The 22,879-nt window shown below is 56.1% G+C and carries 23 protein-coding genes; 12 read left to right on the top strand and 11 right to left on the bottom strand.

All coding sequences use genetic code 11. The features are described from left to right. Nucleotides 1-9: 9 nt before the first annotated feature. Complete coding sequence (locus DSD31_RS09685) at nt 10-1,308, bottom strand: D-amino acid dehydrogenase (RefSeq protein ID WP_004863841.1); 1,299 nt, start codon at nt 1,306-1,308, stop codon at nt 10-12. A gap of 321 nt (nt 1,309-1,629) precedes the next feature. On the opposite strand from DSD31_RS09685, the gene DSD31_RS09680 reads away from it, so the two are divergent. Next, entirely contained in the window at nt 1,630-3,162 is a 1,533-nt protein-coding gene (locus tag DSD31_RS09680) for a SpoVR family protein (RefSeq protein WP_004863842.1), read from the top strand. Between the two features lie 60 nt (nt 3,163-3,222). Here the strand turns inward: DSD31_RS09680 and fadR are convergent, their stop codons facing one another. Further along, the gene (gene fadR, locus DSD31_RS09675) at nt 3,223-3,942 is read right to left on the bottom strand and encodes a fatty acid metabolism transcriptional regulator FadR (protein WP_004863845.1); all 720 of its coding nucleotides are present in this window, start codon (nt 3,940-3,942) and stop codon (nt 3,223-3,225) included. Between the two features lie 239 nt (nt 3,943-4,181). On the opposite strand from fadR, the gene nhaB reads away from it, so the two are divergent. The 3 genes from nhaB (at nt 4,182) to DSD31_RS09660 (ending at nt 6,859) form a co-directional block, all read left to right on the top strand. Then, nucleotides 4,182-5,732, top strand: a complete 1,551-nt coding sequence (gene nhaB, locus DSD31_RS09670; protein ID WP_004863846.1) for a sodium/proton antiporter NhaB — start codon at nt 4,182-4,184, stop codon at nt 5,730-5,732. Between the two features lie 134 nt (nt 5,733-5,866). After that, nucleotides 5,867-6,397: a disulfide bond formation protein DsbB gene (gene dsbB / locus DSD31_RS09665; RefSeq protein ID WP_004863849.1), complete on the top strand. Its 531-nt coding sequence runs from the start codon at nt 5,867-5,869 to the stop codon at nt 6,395-6,397. A 117-nt stretch (nt 6,398-6,514) separates the two neighbouring features. Continuing rightward, complete coding sequence (locus tag DSD31_RS09660) at nt 6,515-6,859, top strand: TehB family protein (RefSeq protein WP_113991005.1); 345 nt, start codon at nt 6,515-6,517, stop codon at nt 6,857-6,859. A gap of 77 nt (nt 6,860-6,936) precedes the next feature. Here DSD31_RS09660 and DSD31_RS09655 read toward each other — a convergent pair whose 3' ends face one another. The 3 genes from DSD31_RS09655 to DSD31_RS09645 form a co-directional block, all read right to left on the bottom strand. Then, nucleotides 6,937-7,383 (bottom strand): YcgN family cysteine cluster protein, encoded by a 447-nt coding sequence (locus DSD31_RS09655; RefSeq protein ID WP_004863857.1) that lies wholly within the window; start codon nt 7,381-7,383, stop codon nt 6,937-6,939. A 94-nt stretch (nt 7,384-7,477) separates the two neighbouring features. Beyond that, nucleotides 7,478-8,137, bottom strand: a complete 660-nt coding sequence (locus DSD31_RS09650) for a fumarylacetoacetate hydrolase family protein (RefSeq protein WP_004863860.1) — start codon at nt 8,135-8,137, stop codon at nt 7,478-7,480. A 17-nt stretch (nt 8,138-8,154) separates the two neighbouring features. Further along, nucleotides 8,155-8,436, bottom strand: a complete 282-nt coding sequence (locus DSD31_RS09645; protein ID WP_004863862.1) for a YcgL domain-containing protein — start codon at nt 8,434-8,436, stop codon at nt 8,155-8,157. A 126-nt stretch (nt 8,437-8,562) separates the two neighbouring features. Between DSD31_RS09645 and minC the strand changes: the two genes are divergently transcribed. The 3 genes from minC to minE are packed head-to-tail and all read left to right on the top strand — an operon-like array spanning nt 8,563 to nt 10,370. After that, a complete protein-coding gene (gene minC / locus DSD31_RS09640) occupies nt 8,563-9,261 on the top strand; it encodes a septum site-determining protein MinC (protein WP_113991004.1) in 699 nt (232 codons plus the stop codon). 23 nt (nt 9,262-9,284) lie between these two features. Beyond that, nucleotides 9,285-10,097 (top strand): septum site-determining protein MinD, encoded by an 813-nt coding sequence (gene minD, locus DSD31_RS09635; RefSeq protein ID WP_004863866.1) that lies wholly within the window; start codon nt 9,285-9,287, stop codon nt 10,095-10,097. A 3-nt stretch (nt 10,098-10,100) separates the two neighbouring features. Next, entirely contained in the window at nt 10,101-10,370 is a 270-nt protein-coding gene (minE, locus tag DSD31_RS09630; RefSeq protein ID WP_002910902.1) for a cell division topological specificity factor MinE, read from the top strand. 82 nt (nt 10,371-10,452) lie between these two features. Here minE and rnd read toward each other — a convergent pair whose 3' ends face one another. From rnd to DSD31_RS09605, 5 genes are all read right to left on the bottom strand, one after another. After that, nucleotides 10,453-11,568, bottom strand: coding sequence for a ribonuclease D (gene rnd, locus DSD31_RS09625; protein WP_004863868.1), 1,116 nt, complete (start codon nt 11,566-11,568; stop codon nt 10,453-10,455). 81 nt (nt 11,569-11,649) lie between these two features. After that, a complete protein-coding gene (gene fadD / locus DSD31_RS09620) occupies nt 11,650-13,335 on the bottom strand; it encodes a long-chain-fatty-acid--CoA ligase FadD (protein WP_086816208.1) in 1,686 nt (561 codons plus the stop codon). 208 nt (nt 13,336-13,543) lie between these two features. Beyond that, nucleotides 13,544-14,125 carry a Slp family lipoprotein gene (locus tag DSD31_RS09615; RefSeq protein WP_032724646.1) on the bottom strand — a complete coding sequence of 194 codons (582 nt, stop codon included), beginning with the start codon at nt 14,123-14,125 and terminating at the stop codon, nt 13,544-13,546. Nucleotides 14,126-14,163: 38 nt separating this feature from the next. Further along, a complete protein-coding gene (gene tsaB / locus DSD31_RS09610) occupies nt 14,164-14,859 on the bottom strand; it encodes a tRNA (adenosine(37)-N6)-threonylcarbamoyltransferase complex dimerization subunit type 1 TsaB (RefSeq protein WP_113991003.1) in 696 nt (231 codons plus the stop codon). Between the two features lie 67 nt (nt 14,860-14,926). Next, nucleotides 14,927-16,837, bottom strand: coding sequence for an ATP-dependent DNA helicase (locus tag DSD31_RS09605; RefSeq protein WP_004863879.1), 1,911 nt, complete (start codon nt 16,835-16,837; stop codon nt 14,927-14,929). A gap of 131 nt (nt 16,838-16,968) precedes the next feature. Here DSD31_RS09605 and DSD31_RS09600 point away from each other — a divergent pair, with 131 nt between their 5' ends. Continuing rightward, on the top strand, nt 16,969-17,313 hold the full coding sequence (locus tag DSD31_RS09600) for a RidA family protein (RefSeq protein ID WP_004863882.1): 345 nt from the start codon (nt 16,969-16,971) through the stop codon (nt 17,311-17,313). On the opposite strand, the gene DSD31_RS09595 is transcribed toward DSD31_RS09600, so the two are convergent. Beyond that, nucleotides 17,314-17,499 carry a YoaH family protein gene (locus DSD31_RS09595; protein ID WP_004863886.1) on the bottom strand — a complete coding sequence of 62 codons (186 nt, stop codon included), beginning with the start codon at nt 17,497-17,499 and terminating at the stop codon, nt 17,314-17,316. An 88-nt stretch (nt 17,500-17,587) separates the two neighbouring features. Between DSD31_RS09595 and pabB the strand changes: the two genes are divergently transcribed. From pabB to DSD31_RS09575, 4 genes are all read left to right on the top strand, one after another. Next, nucleotides 17,588-18,943, top strand: a complete 1,356-nt coding sequence (pabB, locus tag DSD31_RS09590; RefSeq protein WP_113991002.1) for an aminodeoxychorismate synthase component 1 — start codon at nt 17,588-17,590, stop codon at nt 18,941-18,943. A 3-nt stretch (nt 18,944-18,946) separates the two neighbouring features. Next, nucleotides 18,947-19,525 (top strand): CoA pyrophosphatase, encoded by a 579-nt coding sequence (locus tag DSD31_RS09585; RefSeq protein WP_004863892.1) that lies wholly within the window; start codon nt 18,947-18,949, stop codon nt 19,523-19,525. A gap of 256 nt (nt 19,526-19,781) precedes the next feature. Beyond that, nucleotides 19,782-21,146 carry an L-serine ammonia-lyase gene (gene sdaA, locus DSD31_RS09580; RefSeq protein WP_004863895.1) on the top strand — a complete coding sequence of 455 codons (1,365 nt, stop codon included), beginning with the start codon at nt 19,782-19,784 and terminating at the stop codon, nt 21,144-21,146. A 122-nt stretch (nt 21,147-21,268) separates the two neighbouring features. Further along, on the top strand, nt 21,269-22,879 hold the full coding sequence (locus DSD31_RS09575) for an EAL domain-containing protein (protein ID WP_064367733.1): 1,611 nt from the start codon (nt 21,269-21,271) through the stop codon (nt 22,877-22,879).

Genomic DNA, 22,879 nt, shown 5'->3' with positions numbered 1-22,879 from the left:
GAAGACTCCTTAGTTATGAACGCCGTGCAGATGCTGAGCGCGTGCCGGAGTAAAGCCGGGGCTATAGCGCGCGACGGCCAGATCATCATACGGAATGGCCGGTGTACGGCCTGAGATCAAATCACTGAGCAACTGCCCGGAACCGCAGGCCATGGTCCAGCCCAGCGTGCCGTGCCCGGTGTTCAGCCACAAATTCTTATACGCTGTACGGCCCACCACCGGCGTACCGTCCGGGGTCATCGGGCGCAGCCCGGTCCAGAAGGTGGCCTGCTCGACGTGGCCGCCGCGCGGGAACAGATCGCGGACCACCATCTCCAGGGTTTCCCGGCGTGGCTTCAGCAGATCTTTATTAAAGCCGACGATTTCCGCCATCCCCCCCACGCGGATGCGCTGGTCAAAGCGGGTAATGGCGATTTTGTAGGTTTCATCAAGAATAGTCGAAACCGGCGCGCCGTCCTCTTCGGCAATCGGAATGGTCAGCGAATAGCCCTTCAGCGGATAGACCGGAATGTCCACCAGCCCTTTCAGCATCGCGGTCGAGTAAGAACCAAAGGCCATCACATAGGCATCGCCTTTGATGATTTCCGCGCCGCATTTCACGCCGGCAATCTGTTCGCCTTCATACAGCAGCGCGTCCACCGGCGTATTAAAGCGGAAGGTGACGCCCGCCTGCGCCGCCATCGCCGCCAGGCGCGTGGTAAACAGCTGGCAATCGCCGGTTTCATCGTTGGGCAGACGCAGACCGCCGGTCAGCTTATGGCTGACCTCGGCCAGCGCGGGCTCCACTTCCAGCAGACGCTTCGCTTCCAGAAGCTGGTACGGAACGCCGGCATCTTCCAGCACGGCGATGTCGCGGGTGGCGTTTTCATACTGTTTTTCAGTACGGAACAGCTGCAATGTGCCGCCCTGACGGCCCTCATACTGGATTCCGGTGCTTTCACGCAGCGCTTTCAGGCAGTCGCGGCTGTATTCCGCCAGACGCACCATCCGCCCTTTGTTCTCCATATAATGGCGGGTATCGCAGTTGCGCAGCATTTGCCACATCCACTTCAACTGGAACTGAGTCCCGTCAAGACCGATAGCCAGCGGCGCGTGGCGCTGGAACATCCATTTGATGGCCTTCAGCGGCACGCCTGGCGCCGCCCACGGCGCAGCATAGCCCGGGGAAATCTGCCCGGCGTTAGCGGCACTGGTCTCTTCCGCCGCCCCGGGTTGACGGTCGATAACCGTCACTTCGTGACCCGCCTGGCTTAAATACCATGCACTCGCAACCCCAACTACCCCACTTCCCAGTATGACGACTCGCATAGCGACTCCGTAATAGTTAAAGAACAATCATCTGATTACAAATTGATAACTCAGCTGAAAATATTATTCAACATACGCTTTATTTATGGTGACTTAACTCACAGCAAACCGCACCAGCACTGACCCTATAGATTTACTATCTCCTGCTGCGCTTCATTTTTACTCAGAATAGTATTCTGCATCATTGGGCAAATAAGGCCTTTAAGATTGCGAAATCGCGAAGAAAAGAAATTGTCGGGAGGCGCAGTTTGTCATCCCCTGTTCTATGCTTGATGAGAGGCTTTCCGTACAGAGAGAGCCACCTACAACGAGGGCGCGCTAATGGCTACGATTGATTCCATGAACAGGGACACCACTCGTTTAAGCGATGGACCCGACTGGACTTTTGAACTGCTGGAAACCTACCTTGCCGAGGTTGACCGGGTAGCGAAGCTGTACCGTCTCGACACCTATCCACACCAGATCGAAGTCATTACTTCCGAGCAGATGATGGATGCCTACTCCAGCGTCGGCATGCCCATCAACTACCCGCACTGGTCGTTCGGTAAAAAGTTTATCGAAACCGAGCAGGCGTATAAGCACGGTCAGCAGGGGCTGGCCTATGAGATTGTGATTAACTCCAATCCCTGCATCGCCTACCTGATGGAGGAGAACACGATCACCATGCAGGCGCTGGTCATGGCGCATGCCTGCTACGGTCACAACTCTTTTTTCAAAAACAACTATCTGTTCCGCAGCTGGACCGACGCCAGCTCGATCATTGATTATCTGATTTTCGCCCGGAAATACATTACCGACTGCGAAGAGCGCTACGGCGTTGATGAGGTTGAGAAGCTCCTCGATTCCTGTCATGCCCTGATGAACTACGGCGTCGATCGCTACAAACGCCCGCAAAAAATCTCGTTGCAGGAGGAGAAAGCGCGGCAGAAAAGCCGGGAAGAGTATCTGCAAAGCCAGGTGAATATGCTATGGCGCACCCTGCCGAAGCGGGAAGAAGAGAAGACCATTGAGTCGGCCCGCCGCTACCCTTCAGAGCCGCAGGAGAACCTGCTGTACTTTATGGAGAAGAACGCGCCGCTGCTGGAACCGTGGCAGCGCGAAATCCTGCGGATCGTGCGCAAGGTCAGCCAGTATTTTTATCCGCAGAAGCAGACCCAGGTGATGAACGAAGGGTGGGCCACCTTCTGGCATTACACGATCCTCAATCACCTTTATGACGAAGGGAAAGTGACGGAGCGCTTTATGCTGGAGTTTCTGCACAGCCACACCAACGTGGTATTCCAGCCGCCCTATAACAGCCAGTGGTATAACGGGATTAACCCGTACGCCCTGGGCTTCGCCATGTTCCAGGACATTAAGCGTATTTGCCAGTCGCCGACCGAAGAAGACCGCTACTGGTTCCCGGATATCGCCGGCTCTGACTGGCTGGAAACGCTGCATTTCGCGATGCGTGATTTCAAAGACGAGAGTTTTATCAGTCAGTTCCTGTCACCGAAGGTCATGCGCGATTTCCGCTTCTTTACGGTGCTGGATGACGATCATAACAACTACCTGGAGATCTCCGCTATCCATAACGAGGAGGGGTATCGGGAGATCCGCTCGAAGCTGTCCGCCCAATACAACCTCAGCAACCTTGAGCCGAATATTCAGGTGTGGAGCGTCGATCTACGCGGTGACCGCTCGTTGACGCTGCGCTATGTGCCGCACAACCGCGTCCCGCTGGATAAAGGGCGTCGCGAAGTGCTCAAGCACGTCCATCGTCTGTGGGGGTTTGATATCCTGCTGGAACAACAAAATGCCGATGGCAGTATCGAGCTGCTGGAGCGCAGCCCGCCGCGCCAGAACGCGCTGTAAAACGATAAAAAAATGCCCGACAGTCCACTTGCCGGGCATTTTTTATAACCTCAACATACCTTAACGCATGCCGATGACTAAATCACCCGACATGGTTTTCTGCATCCGGTGCCAGATCTCGCCGCTGTCGTGGCCGTAGCGACGGACAATCTCGTAAACCTTCTCGTGCAGCCCCTCTTCGCACACTTTCGCCAGCTGATGATAGAAGCCCAGCGCCAGGCTGCGCGCTTCCGGGTTGGCGAAATAGTGACGACCGATGCGGGTGTACAGCCCTTTCATTCCGTTGAGGATCAGGCCGTAAATCGGGTTCCCGGAGGCGAACGCCAGGCCGCGGAAAATGTTGTAATCCAGCTCGGCAAACGCGTCGGCGTGATCTTCGACTTCCCGCGCGCTGGCAAGTACTTCCAGCGCATTGTCGGGATGCTGGCGGAACGCGGTGCGGATGAAGATGGTCGAGATATTGGTACGTACCGACAGCAGGTTATCGATCAGCTGCGGAACGCTGTCATGATCAAGACGCGCCAGAGTTTCGAGAATATTCAGCCCGGAGGTTTCCCAGAAATTATTCACCTTCGTCGGCTTGCCGTGCTGAATCGTCAACCAACCATCGCGGGCCAGACGTTGCAACACTTCGCGTAAGGTGGTGCGGGTTACACCAATGAGTTCAGAAAGTTCACGTTCGGCGGGGAGGATGGTGCCTGGGGGAAAACGATTATTCCAGATACTCTCGATGATGTACTCTTCCGCGAAACCCGCAGGGCTTTGCGCCTTAATGACCATAATTAGATTTCCATTACACAGCGTTGCATATTCCACTCATCATACCAGAGCCGCTATAGAGCAGATAGCGTCAGGAAGTAATTAAAAGGGGATCGGCGTTTCATTTTCAACTTTTCGTTCTCTCCGTCATTGCGCGAACGCGGGGCGAAGTAAGTTGCTTCCCGTTTTGCTCAACTGGTAATCTTGTGAATAGTTACACGTAAAATTATGTCATTAATTTGACGGGAAGGAAGTCTGTCGTGGAAATGTCTTATGGCCGCGCTCTGTGGCGCAATTTTCTTGGCCAGTCCCCTGACTGGTATAAACTCACTCTCATCATTGTTTTAATCGTTAACCCTCTGGTTTTTCACCTCAATCCGTTTATTGCCGGCTGGATGCTGGTGGTGGAATTTATCTTTACCCTCGCCATGGCGCTCAAGTGTTATCCGCTCCTGCCGGGAGGCCTGCTGGCGATTGAGGCGGTGATGATCGGCATGACCAGCCCGGAACATGTCCGTGAAGAGATTGCCAGCAATCTGGAAGTGCTCCTACTGCTGATGTTCATGGTGGCGGGGATCTATTTTATGAAGCAGCTGCTGCTGTTTATCTTTACCCGCCTGCTGCTGGGGATTCGCAGTAAGATGCTGCTGTCGCTCTCTTTTTGTCTCGCCGCGGCCTTCCTCTCCGCCTTCCTCGATGCGCTGACCGTTGTGGCGGTCGTGATCAGCGTCGCCGTTGGCTTCTACGGCATTTATCACCGCGTCGCCTCCGCGCGCCCGGATGATAACGATATCCTCGACGATAGCCACATCGACCAGCATTATCGTGAAGTGCTGGAACAGTTCCGCGGCTTTCTGCGCAGCCTGATGATGCATGCGGGCGTCGGGACGGCGCTGGGCGGCGTGATGACCATGGTGGGCGAGCCGCAAAACCTGATTATTGCCAAGGCGGCGGGCTGGCACTTCGGCGAGTTCTTTTTGCGGATGGCGCCGGTGACGCTACCGGTCATGATCTGCGGCCTGCTGACCTGCCTGCTGCTGGAGAAAACCAAACGGTTCGGCTACGGCGAGCCGTTGCCGCCAGCCGTACGTAAAGTGTTACAAGAGTTCGACGATCGCAGCCGCCAGCAGCGCAGCCGTCAGGATCGCCTGCGGCTGATTGCTCAGGGGATTATCGGCATCTGGCTGGTGACCGCGCTGGCGATGCACCTCGCTGAAGTCGGGCTGATTGGCCTGTCGGTGATTATTCTGGCCACCACCTTTTCCGGCGTCACCGATGAACACGCCATTGGTAAAGCCTTTACCGAAGCGCTGCCGTTCACGGCCCTGCTGACCGTATTTTTCGCCGTGGTTGCGGTGATCATCGACCAGCACCTGTTTACGCCGGTGATTCAGTTTGTCCTCCAGGCCTCACCGCACGCCCAGCTGTCGTTGTTCTATCTGTTTAACGGGTTGCTGTCGTCGATTTCCGACAACGTCTTCGTCGGCACGGTGTATATCAACGAAGCCCGCACGGCGCTGCACAACGGCGTTATCAGCCTGCCGCAGTTTGAACTGCTGGCGGTGGCGATCAATACCGGCACCAACCTGCCTTCCGTCGCCACGCCTAACGGCCAGGCAGCGTTTCTTTTCCTGCTGACCTCCGCGCTGGCGCCGCTGATTCGCCTTTCCTATGGCCGCATGGTGTGGATGGCGCTGCCCTACACCATCGTCATGACCCTGGTGGGGCTGCTGTGCGTTGAATTCACATTGATGCCTGTTACCCAGTGGATGCTCGATCATCAGTGGATCGTAACGCCGCTGCTCCCCTGAATACGAAAGCGACCTTCCGCCGCCGATCGGCGGAAGGTCAAAATTCTTTTACGTAATATTTTCGGGCTTGCTGCTGGCGTCGGTTCGGTTTTCGTTTACACTGCCATGATTTAGCATGTTCCAGGGAAATGACTATGTTGCGATATTTAAACCAGTGCTCGAGGGGACGCGGAGCCTGGCTCCTGATGGCGTTAACCGCTTTTATCCTTGAATTAGTCGCACTGTGGTTCCAGCACGTGATGTTGCTGCAACCCTGTGTGATGTGTATTTATGAACGTTGTGCATTATTAGGCATTATGGGCGCCGGTATTGTCGGAGCCATCGCGCCAAAAACGCCGTTACGCTATGTGGCGCTGGTCATCTGGCTGTACAGCGCGCTGCGCGGTCTGCAGCTGGCGTGGGAACACACCATGATTCAGTTGCACCCTTCCCCGTTCCAGACCTGCGATTTCGCCGCCCGCTTTCCGACGTGGCTCCCGCTGGATAAATGGATCCCGCAGATGTTCGTCGCCAGCGGCGACTGCTCCGTTCGTCAGTGGGAGTTTCTGACGCTGGAGATGCCGCAGTGGCTGGTGGGGATCTTCGCCGCCTATCTGATCGTGGCGCTGCTGGTGCTGATTGCCCAGCCTTTCAAACCGAAAAAACGCGATCTCTTCGGCCGCTAAGTTCGTGGTAGTAAAAACGCTCCTTCAGGGGCGTTTTTTTTTGCCTGTCGATTGACGACGCCACCTTAAAAGATGCATATTAAATACATCTTTTAAGTATCCACTAAGGAGCCGACGATGTCACACCTGCGTATTCCTGCTCACTGGAAAGTTAAACGCTCCACGCCATTTTTCACCAAACAGAACGTCCCCGCCGCCCTGCTCAGCCACCACAATACCGCCGCCAGCGTTTTCGGCCAGCTGTGCGTGATGGAAGGAACCGTCACCTATTATGGCTTTGCTGACGAACAGGCAAGCGAACCGGAAGTCAAAGTGGTGATTAACGCCGGCCAGTTTGCCACCAGCCCGCCGCAGTACTGGCACCGCATCGAGATGAGCGATGATGCCCAGTTCAATATCAACTTCTGGGTTGAAGAAGAGAGCCATGGCGAAAACGGCCTGTTTCACGCTAAGAAAGCCTGACCCCGCCGCTCAGAGAGCCTGAAACACAAAACCCGCCTCGCGGCGGGTTTTAGCAAACGTTAGCAAGCGGTAACGCTTTACTGCGCCCAGTCGGGCTTATTGAGGATATGATCCTGCCAGTCGCGCACCGTCTCTTCTTTAACCGCAATATGGCGTACGGAGATGCGTTCGCCATGCATCGCCGCTTTCGAGCCGCTGAGCAGCGGGTGCCAGTGCGGCAGAGGCTTCCCTTCCGCCAGCAGGCGATAGGCGCAGGTCGGCGGCAGCCATTCGAACGTTGGCAGATTATCGCGGGTCAGCTTGATGCAGTCCGGCTCATACTCGAAACGTCGCTCATAGTTCCGGCACTGGCAGGTTTTAATATTTAACTGACGACAGGCGACGTTGGTGAAATAGATCTCATCCGTATCCTCATCCATCAGCTTATGCAGGCAGCACTGTCCGCAGCCGTCGCACAGTGATTCCCACTCCGCGTCGGTCATTTCATCAAGTGTTTTTTGCTGCCAGAAAAGTTGTTCGCTCATAGGGGATGTCCGTCATTGCCATTCAGGGTGCACCTTATAACCAGTCTGGCACGCTGATGCAAGTTTTGCCGCCCGCAAAGGCGGCAAAAGGACGTTACAGTACGCGGGTGGAGAGCGTCAGACCATTAAAGCCGACTTCCAGCTCATCGCCGCTACTCAGCGGCCCGACGCCTTCTGGCGTGCCGGTCAGGATGATATCGCCGGCTTTGAGCGTAAAGAAACGCGACATATAGGCAATCAGCGGAACGATTTTATGGATCATATCGGCCGTCGTTCCCTGCTGGCGAACATCGCCGTTCACTTTCAGGCTCAGCGGCGTATTTTGCGGGTCGCTATGAAATTCTGCCGCCGGAATAAAACCGGAAACCGGGCAAGAATTATCAAAGCCCTTGGCTTTTTCCCACGGCTGGCCGGCTTTTTTCATCTTACCCTGCAGATCGCGCAGGGTAAGATCCAGCGCCACGCCGTAGCCCGCAATCGCTTTTAGCACGTGCTCTTCCGTCGCCTGACGCAGCGTGCTGCCAATCAGCACCGCCAGTTCAACTTCGTGATGCACCGAACCCAATCCTTCGGGGAGCACCAACGGCTGGCGGATATCGCATAGCGCCGTCTCAGGTTTAATAAACAGCACCGGTTCTTCCGGCATTGCACTGCCCATTTCCTTAATGTGGTTTGCATAATTGCTGCCCACGCAAACGACTTTACTTACCGGATAATCCAGTAATGCTCCCTGCCAGTTATGATGTTGGTACATTATTTCCCCTCGGTGGGTTAATCAGATTTATTCCCCTGTTCCGCCAGGTGTTTCTTAAGTAGATTCTCAGTCGGAGGAGGAAGTTGGAGATAATAGCCCTGATCAATCAGCGACTGTTTGACTTTTTCCAGATCGGCACCGGCAAGCTTTTTCCGTCCGTCGAGCGGTAAAAGCATGGTCATCTGCGGCGTGCCGAAGCTTGCCATCAGTTCGACAGGAACGCGTGAGAAATCGTCCCTTTTTTCGACATATAAATAGGTTTGCTCACGTTTAGTACTTCGATAGATCACACAAAACATAGTTTTACTCGGAATTAGACCCGTGGTCACTTGCCTCAATATATGAGTGACTATAACATGCCTTTTAGTCTTCGGAATATCACCGCACTTCGGCGGGTGATAAACAGCAAATTGAGTAAGGCCAGGATGTCAAATACGCCAATCGAACTTAAGGGCAGTAGCTTCACCTTATCTGTCGTTCATTTGCACGACGCAAATCCCGAGGTTATTCGTCAGGCGTTAGAAGACAAGATCGCCCAGGCTCCCGCTTTTTTACGTCACGCTCCGGTCGTTGTGAATATCAGCAATGTCGAAAACGACGTTGACTGGCGCCCTATGCATGAAGCCATTGCGAGCACCGGTTTACGGATTATGGGCGTGAGTGGTTGCAAAATCCCGCGGCTAAAAACGGAAATCGACCGCACCGGGATTCCTTTACTGACGGAAGGGAAAGAGAAAATCCCCCGCCAGGCGACGCCAGAGCCGGTCACGCCGCCGCCAGTTGTTAATCCGATCACAAAAACGCGTTTAATTGATCTGCCGGTACGTTCCGGTCAGCGCATTTATGCACCAAACTGTGATCTGATTGTTACAAATCATGTGAGTGCCGGTGCGGAACTTATTGCCGATGGTAACATCCATGTTTATGGCATGATGCGGGGACGCGCACTCGCGGGCGCAGGCGGCGACAGAGAAGCGCAAATATTTTGTTCACACCTCACGGCGGAACTGGTTTCCATCGCAGGGGAATACTGGCTGAGTGATAATATCCCGGCCGAATTTTATGGCAAAGCGGCCCGCCTGCGTCTGGGTGATACCGCTTTGACTATTCAACCGTTGAGTTAGTCCCTTTTTAACAAGGAATTTCTATGGCACGCATTATTGTTGTGACTTCGGGTAAAGGGGGCGTTGGCAAGACCACCTCCAGCGCGGCCATCGCTACCGGTTTGGCCCAGAAGGGAAAGAAAACTGTCGTTATCGACTTTGATATCGGTCTGCGTAACCTCGACCTGATTATGGGCTGCGAGCGTCGGGTCGTTTATGACTTCGTCAACGTGATTCAGGGCGATGCCACGCTGAATCAGGCGTTAATCAAAGATAAACGCACCGACAATCTCTATATCCTCCCCGCCTCCCAGACGCGTGATAAAGATGCGCTGACCCGCGAAGGTGTAGATAAAGTTCTCGAAGAACTGAAAAAGATGAACTTCGATTTTGTGGTCTGCGACTCCCCTGCAGGCATCGAAACCGGTGCGCTGATGGCGCTCTATTTTGCCGATGAAGCCATCATCACCACCAACCCGGAAGTCTCCTCCGTTCGTGACTCCGACCGTATCCTCGGTATCCTCGCCTCCAAATCCCGCCGCGCGGAAAATGGCGATGAGCCGATCAAAGAACACCTGCTGCTGACCCGCTACAACCCAGGTCGTGTCAACAAAGGCGACATGCTGAGCATGGAAGATGTTCTGGAAATCCTGCGTATCAATCTGGTAGGCGTAATCCCGGAAGATCAGTCCGTGCTGCGGGCATCAAACCAGGGTGAGCCGGTTATCCTGGATGACGCGTCAGACGCAGGCAAGGCCTATGCCGATACGGTTGAACGTCTGCTCGGAGAAGAACGTCCTTTCCGCTTCATTGAAGAAGAGAAGAAAGGTTTCCTCAAACGCCTGTTCGGAGGATAAATTATGGCATTACTCGACTTTTTTCTCTCGCGGAAAAAGAACACGGCCAACATTGCGAAAGAGCGCCTGCAAATCATCGTCGCGGAGCGTCGTCGCGGCGACGCTGAACCGCATTATCTGCCGCAGTTACGCAAAGATATTCTGGAAGTGATTTGTAAGTATGTACAGATCGACCCGGAAATGGTCAGCGTTCAGCTGGAACAACGGGATGGCGATATTTCGATTCTGGAGTTGAACGTGACTTTGCCAGAAACGGAAGAGTCGAAGTCCTGAGCCAAATAAACCCGACAGCCTTGCGCTATCGGGTTGGTCGACTTAGTGGCCCGGAGAACCTGTCCGGGCTTTTTGCTGTGGCTTAGCGCGGGTATTCGCTTAACAACGCCTGTAGACGATCGGCCATCAGCTCGCTTCGCCAGCCGGAAATCAGCTCAGGTCGCCCGTTTCCGCTTTTCAACTGCCAGTGCCAGTTCAGCAGCTGATTAATCTGTCGTCTTGACGCCAGCAGCTCAGCGCTCAGCCCCTTCTCGGTACTCACTTCCTGCACCAGCGCTTTAATCTCTTTAAAGACTTTGCGGTAGCCCGGCATATCGATCAGGTTTTGCAGCGGCTCCGGCAGCGCCTCTTCAGGCAACTCCTGGGCTTTCGCCACCAGACTGATCAGCGTCTTACCGTGAAAACGAATTTCGCTGCCGGACAGGCCGAGGCTATCAAGTTCACCGAGACTCCCCGGCATATAGCGCGCCACGTTCCACAGATGCTCTTCACGAACGACAAAATTGACCGCCATATCGCGATCGCGCGCCTTACGTAAACGCCACTCCGCCAGCAGCTGCAGACAGCCCAGTTGACGGGTGCGCAGCTGCCAGGCGTTGCCGATATCACGCCACGCCTGCGCCGGGTCCTGCACTTCCTGACGGCGTTGCTGCATCAGACGGCACTCGTCCAGCGCGGCATCCAGCCAGCCAGCGGCCTCGGTTTCCGCCATCAGCTTGCTGGCGATCGGCAGAAGATACCAGACATCTGCCGCCGCATAGTCGCACTGACGCTGGGTCAGCGGACGAGCCAGCCAGTCGGTGCGCGACTCGCTCTTATCCAGCGCAATGCCGGTATACTCTTCCACCATTGACGCAAATCCCCAGGACATCGGGCGCCCGCAAAAAGCGGCCAGAATCTGGGTATCAATCAACGGCTGCGGCATCAGGTTAAAGGTGTTGAGGAACACTTCCAGATCTTCACTGCCAGCGTGCAGGTACTTGGTGACGTCTTTGTTCAGCAGCAGCTCACGCATCGGCGCCCAGTCGGTTATCTCCAGCGGGTCAATCAGCGAAACCTGTTCCCCGTCAAACAGCTGCAGCAGGCCCAGCTGCGGATAGTAGGTGCGGGTGCGGACAAATTCTGTATCCAGCGCAATCGCGGGTGCCGCGTTTGCCGCTTCACAGATGGCGCGAAGACCATCGTCGGTGGTGATCATCTGATAGTTCAAATCATGCTCTCTTAACTTGCGCCCATAAAAAACGCCGGCTTAGCCGGCGTCTGGCGACTCTCGTATACCTTAGGCTTTATTGTCTACTTTAGCGCGGGCTTCGTCACGCAGTTCTCGCCGTAAAATTTTTCCAACATTGGATTTCGGCAGTTCATCACGGAATTCAACCAGTTTCGGTACTTTGTATCCGGTCAGCTGGCGGCGGCAGAAGGTGATCAGCGCCTCTTCGGTCAGCGACGCGTCTTTCTTGACGACGAAAATCTTCACCGCTTCACCGCTGCTTCCCGACGGTACGCCAACGGCAGCCACCTCCTGAACGCCCGAATGCTGCATCACCACATCTTCGATTTCGTTCGGATAGACGTTAAACCCGGAGACCAGAATCATATCTTTTTTGCGATCGACGATGCGCAAAAAGCCTTCATCGTCCATCACCGCAATATCGCCGGTATGCAGCCAGCCGTTTTTGATGATTTCAGCGGTCGCATCGGGGCGCTGCCAGTAGCCCAGCATCACCTGCGGGCCTTTCACGCACAGCTCGCCCGGCTGGCCCGGCGCGACCTCATTATCGTCATCGTCCACCAGCTTCGCTTCGGTCGACGGAACCGGCAGCCCGATACTGCCACTGTGGTAGTCAATATCGTGCGGGTTCACGCTGACCAGCGGCGCGCACTCCGTCAGGCCATAGCCCTCCAGCAGATACTGACCGGTGAGCTTAACCCACCGCTCGGCCACCACCTGCTGCACCGGCATTCCGCCGCCGGCGGAAAGATGCAGAGAAGAGAAATCGAGCTGCTGAAACTCTTTGTTGTTAAGCAAGGCGTTGAACAGCGTATTGACCCCGGTCATTGCGGTGAACGGGTATTTTGCCAGCTCTTTGACCAGCCCCGGGATATCACGCGGGTTGGTAATCAGCAGGTTCTGGCCGCCGAGCTCAATGAACAGCAGGCAGTTCATGGTCAGCGCAAAAATGTGGTACAGCGGCAGCGCCGTCACGACAAACTCTTTCCCACGATGTAGCAGCGGCCCGTAGGTCGCATTCACCTGCTCGAGGTTAGCCAGCATATTGCGGTGGGTGAGCATTGCCCCTTTCGCCACGCCGGTAGTACCACCGGTGTACTGCAGGAAAGCCAGATCGGCACAGACAATGTCGGGTTTAACGTACTGCATGCGATAACCGGCATGCAGCGCGCTGCGGAAAGAGATCGCATCGGGGAGGTGATACTTCGGCACCAGGCGCTTGATGTACTTCACCACGAAATTCACCAGGGTGCCTTTCGCTGTCGAGAGCTGATCGCCCATCCGGGTCAGGATCACATGTTTAACCTGAGTTTTCTCGACCACTTTCTCCAGGGTATGGGCAAAGTTGGAGACGATCACAATCGCCGCCGCCCCGCTGTCATTCAGCTGATGTTCAAGCTCACGCGGCGTATACAGCGGATTGACGTTCACCACAATCATCCCCGCGCGCAGAATACCGAAGAGCGCAATGGGGTATTGCAACAGGTTAGGCATCATCAGCGCGACGCGATCGCCCTTTTGCAGCCCCAGCCCCTGCTGAAGATAAGCGGCGAACGCCCGGCTGCGCTCCTCCAGCTTACGGTAGGTCATCACCTCGCCCATGTTGATAAACGCCGGTTGGTCGGCGTAGCGCGTGGCGGCATGTTCAAATAATTCAACCAGGGATTGGTAGCGGTCAGGATTTATCTCCGCCGGAACATCGGCGGGATAGCGGTTTAGCCAAACCTTTTTCACTGCATCACCTCTGAAATAGTTATTCGTCGTCATCACAGCCCCTGATCAACAAACATTCTGTTAACATTATATTAACTCAGCGTACCAGTTTATTAATTAGGCGTTTTACAGGTTGCGAAGCGCGTCACTATTTATTTTTCTTATTAGTCCAAAAATAAAGAAACAGCGGACAAGCCGCTGTTTCTTTTAGCTTACAAAAACCACAAAATCATTCAGTTACAACATTTCTGACTTCCGCAGGGCCCGGATTGTACCAGCCCCAGCCGCCATAACCGTAAGCCCAGGGGCGCGGACCGATCATCCACGGATCGATGGGCTGCGGCGGCATCACCACCTGCTGCACCACGTTCCAGCGCTTATAGCCGGTCGCATTCATCAGCATAAATTTGTACGGTGTGCCGCCGACTTTTCCGTCAACGACGCCGGTAATCGGGCCAACGACGGTCACCAGCTGGCCGCGGAAATCAACCGGATCAAGGAAGCCGTTCACATCGGCGAAGATGCGCCCGCGTGATGCTTCGTTCAGCTCAGGCCGGGCACCGCTGTCCAGCGGAACCGTGGCAATTTCCAGACGGGTTTTACCCTGTTGATTCTGGACGTTGACGACTTTACCGCCAAAACGGGCTTCCTGACCAACGTAGAGCTGTGGCGCGGCCATGACCCGGACTAAATCTTGCTGTGGCGTCGGGCTGGAGCCTTTAATCACGTCCGGCACCGACACGCATCCACTTAACGCGACGGCAACGGCGCCCGCTAATAACCAACGTACTGCTTTGTTTTGACCCGCCATGATGCGACTCCTTCTCTCAGTCTTATACCTACTGAGATTCATCCTCGGCCAGGAAGTTTCTTCCACGCCACGTCGTTACGCAAATAAACCGGTTCGGCTTTGTCTACAGCAACGGTTTTCCCGGCAGCGAGCAGGTAGCAGGCCAGCGGCAGCATATCTTCCGCCGCCGGTAGCGTCATATCACCGTCGGTTAAGACCAGCGAAGTCTCCTTCGCCAGATCGGGCCAGGCCTGCCAGCCGGTCCCTACCGTCGCCCAGCTACCGTCCAGCTGTTGCAGACGTTCGCGAACGGCATCAGGTTTCAGCACCGCTTCGCTCTCTTCGCCGTGCCAGACGCCCTGCTCATCGCGCTGATATTCGGCCCAGTACACTTCACCCATTCGGGCATCGATGGCCGCCAGAACGCGGCTGGCCCCGGTTTTACGCCATGCGCCCTGCGCCATGGTCGCCAGGGTCGATACGCCAATCATCGGCAGTTCAGCCCCCAGCGCCAGCCCCTGAGCAATGCCTATACCAATGCGCACGCCGGTAAAGCTGCCTGGCCCGCGGCCAAAGGCCAGAGCGTCCAGCTCGGTCAGTGAGACATTGCTTTCATTCAGGACATCCTGCACCAGCGGCAGAATACGTTGGGTATGTTCACGGGGACAAATTTCGAAATGAGCACAAAGGGTGCCATCATTCCACAGCGCCGCGGAGCAGGCCTCCGTGGCGGTATCGATAGCCAAAATTCGCATGAGTTGTCGCGCTCTCGCTCTAGCAGATTGACAAAATGGCGCGCAGCTTACCACATTTTGCGACAGATTACCTCGCCGGCGGCACGGCGAGGAAACGCACCGCCCGGCGGATATCGCGGGTTCGCGGCGCTGGCGGCAGGCTGGCGAGGAAGACGGCGCCATAGGGGCGCATCACCAGCCGGTTGTCGCAAATGACCAGCACCCCGCGATCGTCGATATCGCGGATCAGACGCCCGACCCCTTGTTTCAGCGTAATGACCGCATCCGGCAGCTGGACTTCGTCAAACGGATCGCCGCCGCGCAGGCGACAGTCTTCCATTCGCGCTTTCAGCAGCGGATCGTCCGGTGAGGTAAACGGCAACTTATCGATAATCACCAGCGATAGCGCATCGCCGCGCACATCCACCCCTTCCCAAAAGCTGCTGGTCGCCACCAGCAGAGCGTTGCCGGCGCTGACAAACTGCTGCAACAGCTGCCCTTTACTGGTTTCCCCCTGTAACAAAACCGGTAACGTCATGGTGGCGCGGAACTGCTCCGCCAGATCGCGCATCATCGCGTGCGAGGTGCACAGCATAAAGCAGCGGCCGTCGTTAGCTTCAATCAACGGCTTGAGCATCGCGGCGAGATGTCGCGCGGCACCGGGCTGATTTGGCAGAGGAAGGTTGCGCGGCACGCAGAGCAGCGTCTGATGCGCGTAATCAAACGGGCTGGGCAGCAGCAGCGATTCCGCCTCTTCGATGCCAAGCCGCGCGGTGAAATGACGAAGATCGTCATTAACCGACAGCGTCGCGGAGGTAAAAATCCAGCTCCCCGCTTTCTGCGCCATCACCTCTTTAAATTTTTCGGCCACGGTCAACGGCGTCAACGCCAGGGTAAAGTGGCGGGAAGTGCATTCGTACCAGTAGCTGAAGCCCGGCTGGTTGATCTCTTTCAGTCGCTTGAGCCGCGCACGATAGATCGTCGCGCGTTCAAAGGCGGCATCCAGCAGCGCCGAACGACCCAGAGACAGTTTTGCCACGTCATAGCACAGCTCCAGTGCGTCATCGAGCAGCAGCAGCGCCCGCTGAATGTTGCTGTCCGCCAGCAGGTCGCGCAAATTGCCGCGATAGCCGGGCTCGCCGAGCTGCAGGCGGAAATCCTGCGCGCTCTGGGCCAGCCGGTCGGCGCACTTTTGCAGCTGCTGGGTATCTTTCAGCTCGGTGCGGTAGGCAATGGTGATATCTTTCGCCAGATCCAGCAGCTGACGACTGGAGAGCGACTGGCCAAAATACTGGCTGGCGATATCCGGAAGCTGATGAGCTTCATCGAAGATCATCACCTCCGCTTCGGGGATGAGCTCGGCGAAACCGCTCTCCTTCACCACCATATCGGCAAGGAAAAGGTGGTGGTTAACCACCACCACATCGGCATCCATCGCCTTTTTACGCGCTTTAACGACGAAGCAATCTTTGTACAGCGGGCAGTCGCTGCCGAGACAGTTGTCATTGGTACTGGTCACCAGCGGCCAGGCCTGAGAGTCTTCGGCGACGCTGACGCAGGTGCTGATATCGCCATCTATGGTTTGATTAGACCAGGATCGCAGCAAAATGACGTCGCTCAGGGTTTGCACCGGCAGATCGCCGCCGGCCAGAGTCTGCTGCTCAAGACGCTCAAGGCACAGGTAATTTGACCGCCCCTTCAGCAGCGCCAGCCTGCCGGTGAAGTTCAACGCTTTTGCCACCGTTGGCAGGTCGCGACTGTAGAGCTGATCCTGCAGCGCTTTCGAACCGGTGGAGATGATCACCTTTTTGTTGGCCCGCAGTGCCGGCGCCAGATAGGCATAGGTCTTCCCGGTCCCGGTCCCGGCTTCAACCACCAGCGGCCGCGCCTCTTTTATGGCGTGGGCCACCGCCACCGCCATCTGGCGCTGCGGTTCGCGCGGTTTAAATCCCGGAATGGCGCTGGCCAGCTGGCCGTCTGCTGCAAAATCGTCGATCACATTGCCCCCTGGTTATTTGGACAGTGATTATGTCAGGGAGGGCGCCGTTTCACCAGCCCGGGTAGTGACGTGGGCAGAACATTATGGCAGTCTTGCCGCTGTCTGATGGAATAAAACCGAAGGAAATGAAAATGACAATTACGCGTATCGATGCGGAAGCCCGCTGGTCTGATGTCGTCATCCACAACCAGACCCTTTACTACACCGGCGTACCGGCCAACCTTGACGCGGACGCCTGTGAGCAAACCGCGAACACCCTGGCGCAGATTGACGCGGTGCTGGAAAAACAGGGCAGCAACAAGTCACGTATTCTTGATGCCACCATTTTCCTGGCGGACAAAAGCGATTTTGCCGCCATGAATAAAGCCTGGGACGCCTGGGTGGTTGCCGGTCACGCCCCGGTACGCTGCACCGTTCAGGCCGCGTTAATGAAGCCTGAATACAAAGTCGAAATTAAAATTATCGCCGCGGTGTAATTACTCGTCTTCGTCTTCATCTTCAAAGCGCGCTACGATCCGGTCGCCGGTATGCGTGGCGCGCAGTTCGCTCGCCACCAGCGCAATGGCTTCACCGCTACTCATCCCGTTAGCCATCAGCTCCTGAATACGTTCTACCGCTTTTTGCTGCTGCTCGTGGCTCAGCGAAGGTAAACCTGCAAACATGACTCACTCCTGCTACATTGTGTGGCGTAATTATTTCATGCCGCCCGCCTGATTTTCCAGAGGACGGTGACGATTAGGATCGAGGAAGATGTTGTCCCCCGCTATTATTACCCTGCCATGGCACCCGGATGCTGCCGAGCGTTACTTTACTCCTTTAAGCACAACCCCGTGGGCGATGCTGCTGCATTCTGGTTTTGCTGACCATCCGCATAACCGTTTTGACATTATCGTCGCCGATCCGCTCACGACGCTGCTGACCCGCGGTGAAATAACCGCGGTGGATGACGGTCAGACGCAGAGCAGCTCAACGGCCGATCCCCTGACGCTGCTGCAGACGCAGCTGGATCGCTGCGGATTAAAGCCACAGGCGCATCCTCATCTGCCGTTCCTCGGCGGCGCGCTGGGGTTATTCGGCTATGATTTAGGACGCCGTTTTGAATCTCTGCCCGCGCACGCCGTCGCGGATATCGCGCTGCCGGATATGGCCGTCGGTATTTATGACTGGGCGCTGATTGTCGATCACCAGCGCCGCGAAGTGTCGCTGCTCAGCTATGGCGATCCGCACGCCCGCCTGCGTTGGCTGGAGGCGCAGTCCGCCGCGCCAACGACCCCGTTTGCGCTGACGTCCGCCTGGCGCTCCAATATGAGCCGCGAACAGTACGGAGAAAAATTTCGTCAGATTCAGACCTGGCTGCACAGCGGCGACTGCTATCAGGTCAACCTGGCTCAGCGCTTTCAGGCCAGCTATCGCGGCGATGAGTGGCAGGCATTTTGCCAGTTGAACCGCGTCAATCGCGCGCCGTTCAGCGCCTTTATTCGTCTGCAGGACGGCGCCGTACTCAGCCTTTCGCCGGAACGCTTTATCCAGCTTCGCCAGGGCGAAATTCAGACCCGCCCGATTAAGGGTACGCTGCCGCGTCTGGCCGATCCGCAGCAGGACGCCCGTCAGGCGGAGAAGCTGGCCAGCTCGCCTAAAGATCGGGCGGAGAATTTGATGATTGTCGATCTGATGCGTAATGACATCGGTCGGGTTGCCGAAGCCGGTAGCGTACGGGTTCCGGAGCTGTTTGTGGTTGAGCCGTTCCCGGCGGTGCACCACCTGGTGAGCACCATTACCGCCCGGTTGCCGGCTCATCTGCATGCCAGCGACCTGCTGCGTGCGGCCTTCCCCGGCGGGTCGATTACCGGCGCGCCCAAAGTGCGGGCGATGCAGATCATCGATGAGCTCGAACCGCAGCGCCGCAATGCGTGGTGCGGCAGTATCGGCTATCTGAGCCTGTGTGGCAATATGGATACCAGTATTACTATTCGTACGCTGACGGCCTGGCAAGGTCAACTGTACTGTTCCGCCGGCGGCGGCATCGTGGCGGACAGCGAAGAAGCGGCCGAATATCAGGAAACGTTTGATAAAGTTAATCGTATTTTGCAACAACTGGAGAGCTAGAACATGGCGGATGGCGCCCTTGAGCTGGACGACTTTCTTTCGCGTTTTCAATTACTGCGCCCGCAGCCCTCGCGCAATGCGCTGAATCAGCGCCAGGCCGCGGTGCTGGTGCCTATCGTTCGTCGTCCGCAGCCGGGACTGCTGTTAACCCAACGCTCGCCGCGGCTACGTAAACACGCCGGTCAGGTTGCCTTCCCCGGCGGCGCCGTGGATGCCACCGATGCCACGCTGATTGCCGCCGCGCTGCGCGAAGCGCAGGAAGAGGTCGCCATTCCCCCCGGGTCGGTCGAGATTATCGGCGTGCTGCCGCCGGTAGACAGCGTGACCGGTTTCCAGGTCACGCCGGTGGTCGGCATCATTCCGCCGAATCTCCACTATCACGCCAGTCAGGATGAGGTCGCTGCGGTGTTCGAGATGCCGCTCGCTGAAGCGCTGCGTCTGGGACGCTACCACCCGCTGGATATTCACCGCCGCGGTAACTCGCATCGCGTCTGGCTGTCGTGGTATCAGCACTATTTCGTCTGGGGAATGACCGCCGGTATTATTCGCGAACTGGCGCTGCAAATCGGGACTAAACCTTAGTTTTCTTCATCATGCCTGACGCGGCTGAAATTCCGGCCGCCTCCCTCGCTTCGGACCCGTCGCTATCCCCGTCGTCGGGGTATCTGTTTCGGGTATATACTCAAAATGAGAATGCGCTCTCACCATTAGTAAATTCACCGTTATCCATTAGTTTAATTCATGTGAATAGTTAAGCTGATGGTGCGGTTCCCTCTTACACTATGCGCAGTTATCACATCGTTACCGCCGCTGCGGTAACCCTGTCAGGAGTATTATCGTGATTAGTATATTCGACATGTTCAAGGTGGGGATTGGTCCCTCATCTTCCCATACTGTAGGCCCGATGAAGGCCGGTAAACAGTTCGTCGATGACCTGGTCGAAAAGGGATTGCTTAATGAAGTGACCCGCGTGGCAGTCGATGTCTACGGCTCACTTTCATTAACCGGCAAAGGCCACCATACGGATATCGCCATCATTATGGGACTGGCGGGTAATCAGCCCGATACGGTCGATATTGACGCGATACCGGCATTTATCCGCGACGTTGAAACCCGCGGACGTCTGCTGCTGGCACAAGGGCAGCATGAAGTTGACTTCCCGGCGGATGACGGCATGCGCTTTCGTAGCGACAACCTGCCGCTGCACGAGAACGGCATGACGATTCATGCCTGGGCGGGCGACAAAGAGATCTACAGCAAAACGTACTACTCTATTGGCGGCGGTTTTATCGTCGACGAAGAGCACTTCGGTAAAGAAAGTGCCAACGAACTGTGCGTGCCTTACCCGTACAAATCGGCGCAGGAGATGCTGGCCTATTGCAAAGAGACCGGGCTGTCGCTCTCCGGCATGGTGATGCAAAACGAGCTGGCTCTCCACAGCAAAAAAGAGATTGAAGACTATTTTGCTCACGTCTGGCAGACCATGCGCGCCTGTATCGATCGCGGGATGAATACCGAAGGCGTGCTGCCTGGCCCGCTGCGAGTTCCTCGTCGCGCCTCTGCGCTGCGTCGTCTGCTGGTAGCCAGCGATAAGCTGTCAAACGACCCGATGAACGTCGTTGACTGGGTGAATATGTTCGCCCTGGCCGTAAACGAAGAGAACGCTGCCGGCGGACGCGTGGTGACGGCCCCCACAAACGGCGCCTGCGGAATCGTACCGGCGGTACTCGCCTACTACGATCATTTTATCGAATCGGTCAGCCCGGATATTTATATTCGCTACTTTATGGCCTCCGGCGCCGTTGGCACCCTGTACAAGATGAACGCCTCTATTTCTGGCGCGGAAGTCGGCTGTCAGGGTGAAGTTGGCGTGGCCTGCTCCATGGCGGCAGCCGGTCTTGCCGAACTTCTTGGCGCCAGCCCGGAACAGGTTTGTGTCGCGGCAGAAATCGGGATGGAGCATAACCTGGGCCTCACCTGCGACCCGGTTGCCGGCCAGGTACAGGTTCCGTGCATCGAACGTAACGCGATTGCATCCGTGAAGGCGATCAACGCCGCGCGTATGGCCATGCGTCGCACCAGCGAACCGCGCGTCTCTCTCGATAAAGTTATTGAGACCATGTATGAGACCGGTAAAGACATGAACGCCAAGTATCGCGAAACCTCTCGCGGTGGTCTGGCGATCAAAGTTCAGTGTGACTAAACTCTCCCCATCAAATGCGCCCTTCCGGGCGCATTTTTCTCGGTTATTTATTTACACCCACTACACTTGCTGAATGGCGGTTGTTATTCTACTCCACACAAAGAGTCGACAGGGTGTCGCGCATGCAAAATGCACAAAAGGTCATTTCGACATACCGTCGTAAGCGGATTGTCATTTGTTTGATTGTTGCGCTCCTGACGTTGACGACCACGTTGGCGATCCGATTTATTTCGCAGCGTAGTTTAAATCAGCAGCGTGTCCAGATGACCACCAATAAAATGGTGGTGGCGATGGATAAAATTTTACGCCCGTTATCGGAACAACACCTTTCGCTGCTTCAGCTGGTGGGGAAACCCTGCGAGGATGTGCGTCTGCCGCTGCGCAAACTGGCGGCCTCGCTACAGACCGTGCGTTCGATCGTGCTGGTTAAGTCGAATATTCTCTACTGCTCCAGCATCTTTGGCGATCGCAACGTCTCTATTCATCAGCTGCAACCCGACCTGCCAGTCCAGCGGGAGCTGCTGGCTTTTTCAACCGATAACACGCTGCTGGTCGGCTCGCCCATCTTAATTCAATGGTATCCCTCGGCGTTCAATAGCGCCGACGGCGTGATGATGATCATCAATATTGAGCTGCTGGGAGAGTTAATTCTCAACGCAAAATCATCGTTGATTACCGGTATTGGACTGAGCGTCGGCCCCCGCAACTTTATCAGCGGGACCGGGGTGGTTGATCATCCGGTGCTTCCCGGCGAGTCTGTGATATACCGTCAACATTCGACCCAGTTCCCGTTTGCCATCAACGTCAGCGGTCCCGGCGCTTCCGCTATCGCCCTCCACGAACTGCCGGGCGAACTGCCGCTGGCGCTGATCCTGAGTCTACTGATGACCGGAATAGCCTGGCTGGCTACCGCGGGCAGGATGAGTTTTTCCCGGGAAATCAGCCTCGGCATCGCCGCCCGCGAATTCAAGCTGTGGTGCCAACCGTTGAAGGATCTCCATTCGGGAAAATGTACCGGCGTCGAGATTTTACTCCGCTGGAACAATCCGCGACGGGGAAACATATCGCCGGATGTGTTCATTCCTATCGCCGAAGGCTACAACCTGATCATTCCCCTCACCCGCTATGTCATTGCAGAAACCGCACGCCAGCTTTCGCTATTCCCCCACGATAAACATTTTCACATTTCGATTAATGTCGCCGCTCGCCATTTTGCCGAGGGTGAACTGCTGCGCGATCTGCATAAACTCTGGTTCAGCGCCTACCCGGTGCAGCAGCTGGTGGTTGAACTCACCGAGCGGGACGTGCTTCAGGACGGCGATCACCACATGGCGGAACATCTGCATTTCAGAGGCGTGCACCTGGCTATCGATGACTTTGGCACCGGCAACAGCTCGCTCTCCTGGCTGGAAAAACTGCGGCCTGACGTGCTGAAAATTGATAAATCCTTTACCAGCGCTATCGGTATCGACAGCGTGAATGCGACGGTAACGGATATCATTATTGCGCTGGCGCACCGGCTGAATATTGTGACGGTGGCAGAAGGTGTGGAGACCCGGCAGCAGGACGAATATTTGCGGCGCCACGGCGTTGATATCCTGCAGGGATTTTACTATGCCAGGCCGATGCCGGTTGAAGACTTTCCGCAGTGGCTGGCGGCCCGACGTCAGGTCGAGGCGATGGCAGATAATAAAACCGGCCGGCCTCCAGCGGAGACCGGCCGGTCAGTCTGA

The organism is Klebsiella sp. X13, from assembly GCF_003323835.1.
GTDB classification, from domain to species: Bacteria; Pseudomonadota; Gammaproteobacteria; order Enterobacterales; family Enterobacteriaceae; genus Klebsiella; species Klebsiella ornithinolytica.
The sequence above is the reverse complement of the archived record's forward strand: the minus strand, read 5'-3'. Positions and strand labels throughout refer to the sequence as shown.

Excerpts from the sequence above, each read along its gene's own strand:
- minD (WP_004863866.1), top strand. The coding sequence starts at position 9,285 with ATGGCACGCATTATTGTTGTGACTTCGGGTAAAGGGGGCGTTGGCAAG.
- DSD31_RS09585 (WP_004863892.1), top strand. The coding sequence starts at position 18,947 with ATGGCGGATGGCGCCCTTGAGCTGGACGACTTTCTTTCGCGTTTTCAA.
- minE (WP_002910902.1), top strand. The coding sequence starts at position 10,101 with ATGGCATTACTCGACTTTTTTCTCTCGCGGAAAAAGAACACGGCCAAC.
- DSD31_RS09655 (WP_004863857.1), bottom strand. The coding sequence starts at position 7,383 with ATGAGCGAACAACTTTTCTGGCAGCAAAAAACACTTGATGAAATGACC.
- DSD31_RS09645 (WP_004863862.1), bottom strand. The coding sequence starts at position 8,436 with ATGTTTTGTGTGATCTATCGAAGTACTAAACGTGAGCAAACCTATTTA.
- fadR (WP_004863845.1), bottom strand. The coding sequence starts at position 3,942 with ATGGTCATTAAGGCGCAAAGCCCTGCGGGTTTCGCGGAAGAGTACATC.
- DSD31_RS09575 (WP_064367733.1), top strand. The coding sequence starts at position 21,269 with ATGCAAAATGCACAAAAGGTCATTTCGACATACCGTCGTAAGCGGATT.
- DSD31_RS09660 (WP_113991005.1), top strand. The coding sequence starts at position 6,515 with ATGTCACACCTGCGTATTCCTGCTCACTGGAAAGTTAAACGCTCCACG.
- tsaB (WP_113991003.1), bottom strand. The coding sequence starts at position 14,859 with ATGCGAATTTTGGCTATCGATACCGCCACGGAGGCCTGCTCCGCGGCG.
- DSD31_RS09595 (WP_004863886.1), bottom strand. The coding sequence starts at position 17,499 with ATGTTTGCAGGTTTACCTTCGCTGAGCCACGAGCAGCAGCAAAAAGCG.
- pabB (WP_113991002.1), top strand. The coding sequence starts at position 17,588 with ATGTTGTCCCCCGCTATTATTACCCTGCCATGGCACCCGGATGCTGCC.
- minC (WP_113991004.1), top strand. The coding sequence starts at position 8,563 with ATGTCAAATACGCCAATCGAACTTAAGGGCAGTAGCTTCACCTTATCT.
- dsbB (WP_004863849.1), top strand. The coding sequence starts at position 5,867 with ATGTTGCGATATTTAAACCAGTGCTCGAGGGGACGCGGAGCCTGGCTC.
- DSD31_RS09680 (WP_004863842.1), top strand. The coding sequence starts at position 1,630 with ATGGCTACGATTGATTCCATGAACAGGGACACCACTCGTTTAAGCGAT.
- DSD31_RS09685 (WP_004863841.1), bottom strand. The coding sequence starts at position 1,308 with ATGCGAGTCGTCATACTGGGAAGTGGGGTAGTTGGGGTTGCGAGTGCA.
- DSD31_RS09650 (WP_004863860.1), bottom strand. The coding sequence starts at position 8,137 with ATGTACCAACATCATAACTGGCAGGGAGCATTACTGGATTATCCGGTA.
- rnd (WP_004863868.1), bottom strand. The coding sequence starts at position 11,568 with ATGATCACCACCGACGATGGTCTTCGCGCCATCTGTGAAGCGGCAAAC.
- DSD31_RS09600 (WP_004863882.1), top strand. The coding sequence starts at position 16,969 with ATGACAATTACGCGTATCGATGCGGAAGCCCGCTGGTCTGATGTCGTC.
- DSD31_RS09615 (WP_032724646.1), bottom strand. The coding sequence starts at position 14,125 with ATGGCGGGTCAAAACAAAGCAGTACGTTGGTTATTAGCGGGCGCCGTT.